This is a genomic window from Pseudoalteromonas sp. SR45-5 (assembly GCF_014163565.1).
Lineage (GTDB): Bacteria > Pseudomonadota > Gammaproteobacteria > Enterobacterales > Alteromonadaceae > Pseudoalteromonas > Pseudoalteromonas distincta.
The window spans coordinates 1-1,995 of the sequence record NZ_JACJDN010000689.1 but is presented as its reverse complement, the minus strand read 5'-3'; the positions used below and the strand labels follow the sequence as shown (position 1 = coordinate 1,995).

Sequence of the window (1,995 nt, the reverse complement as noted above, 5' to 3'; positions counted from 1 at the left end):
GCAGCGCAGCAATTAACAGCACAAACAAAGTCAGATGCTGAGTATATTCTCACTCATGTAGAAGGTGCAATTGCAGAGCGGCGTCGAATACTTACCCCATTAAATAAGCTTGCGTTTAAACAGTGTGACAACACAACTCTTCTTGAGATGCGCCGAGCTTTATTTGACGCAAAATATGTAATTGATATAGGTTTTTTTAAAGATAATCAGCTAGTTTGTACTACGGGTGCAGGCTTATTAAGTAAACCAATTAACGACAAACAGCCTGACTTTATTCGAGATGATGAACAGGTGAGGGTTCGTTTTGAGCCAGAGCTTTATCTATTATTATTTAGTGAGCGCCCTATGGAGGTAATTATAGTCAGACAAGGGGACTATAATTTAATTATGCAGAGTACTCCCTTTACCAACATTGGCATTACTGTGCCAGATTGGGAAGTTGTTTATAAAACACCAAATACTTTGCATCATTTAGCAGGTAAAGAGGATCTCTACCTTCAAGTAAAAAACAATGTTTTCTTTCCTTACGAAACTAATTTAGTTTGCAGTTCTGCAAGTAGCCAATATTGTGTGGTAGTGCACTTATCTTGGAGTCTGTTTTTTTCTAATAACCACTTATTACTAATAATTTCGTTAATTTTAACCTGTTTAGCGGGAATATCGAGTGCGTTAATAGTTGATGCAAGAATTGCTGCACGTCGCTCTATTAATCAGCGTATTCGTAAAGGACTCAAAAAGGGATCATTTTATTGGACTTACCAGCCTATTATTTGTTTGCAAAGTGGCAAGCTGATTGGTTGCGAGGTACTTGCACGTTTTGAAGATAATTACGGTGTTTTATTTCCTGATGAGTTTATTCCGGTTATTAGAAAGAACAATTTAACCTGGACTTTTACTGAGGCCATGATTGCCACTACAATCAAAGAGCTAACCTCTATAGAGGTATTGCCTGAAGGCTTTAAAGTGTCGCTTAATATATTTCCGTGTGATGTAGAGCTGGGTAACGTGTCGTTGCTGCCACAAATTACAGAGCTTACCAATTCACGCTTTATTATTTGTTTAGAGATAACTGAAGACGAATACCTTGATACAAGCATCGCGCATGCTCATTTTAGAACCTTGGTTGAATCGGGATTTAACTTATCATTAGATGACTTTGGTACGGGTTATTCGAATTTAAGAAATTTACAAAATTTGAGCTTTCATCAACTTAAAATTGATCGTACGTTTGTTCAAGATATAACAACTGAGGGCTTAAAAGCCTCTATGATCCCGAATATTATGGAACTTGTGCATAAGTTTAATTATACCTGTGTAGCAGAAGGTATTGAAACCACTGAGCAAGAAGCCATTTTAAAAACAGTGGGTGTGCATTACGGACAAGGCTGGAAGTATGGTAAACCCATGACTGCGTCTAAATTTAAAAATTATATAACTAATCAGCATTTTTAGATCTCAGCTGCCATACTAAACGTATCGGTATGAAATTTATAAATATTAGGTTTATTATGATCAAATTAACATTAAGTGCTTTTGCACTTTTACTACTTAGCGCATGTACAACACAGTACCCAAACCAGCAATTAACAGGTAAGCAGTTCCCAAGCATTAGTGGTGAAAGCTTAGAGCAAACTATGGTGACTATACCTAGTGATTTTAAAGCAGATAAAACACTACTGCTCATTGGGTACAAGCAAGACAGCCAGTTTGATATAGACCGTTGGTTAATTGGTTTAGATATGGCGGGCGTAACGCTCCCTACATACGAACTACCAACCATTGCCGGCATGGCACCACGTATGTTTAGCACATTTATAGACAGCGGTATGCGCAAAGGCATCCCTAAAGAATTATGGGGTGGGGTAATCACTATTTATAAAGATGGCGAGACAGTTCAAAAGTTTACAGGTAATCAAAGCCCAAATAACTCTCGTGTGGTACTTATAAATAGCAGCGGCGAAATTTTATATTTTTATGATCGAGGTTTTTCGGTTG

Annotated in this window: 2 protein-coding genes; both read left to right on the top strand. The window is 37.5% G+C overall.

Features of this window, described 5'->3' with window-relative positions; genetic code table 11:
* On the top strand, nt 1-1,452 hold a 1,452-nt coding region (locus H5072_RS18045; protein ID WP_182694337.1), incomplete at its 5' end, for an EAL domain-containing protein.
* A 56-nt stretch (nt 1,453-1,508) separates the two neighbouring features.
* Nucleotides 1,509-1,995 (top strand): hypothetical protein (locus H5072_RS18040; protein WP_182694336.1); only part of this gene is annotated, 487 nt, incomplete at its 3' end.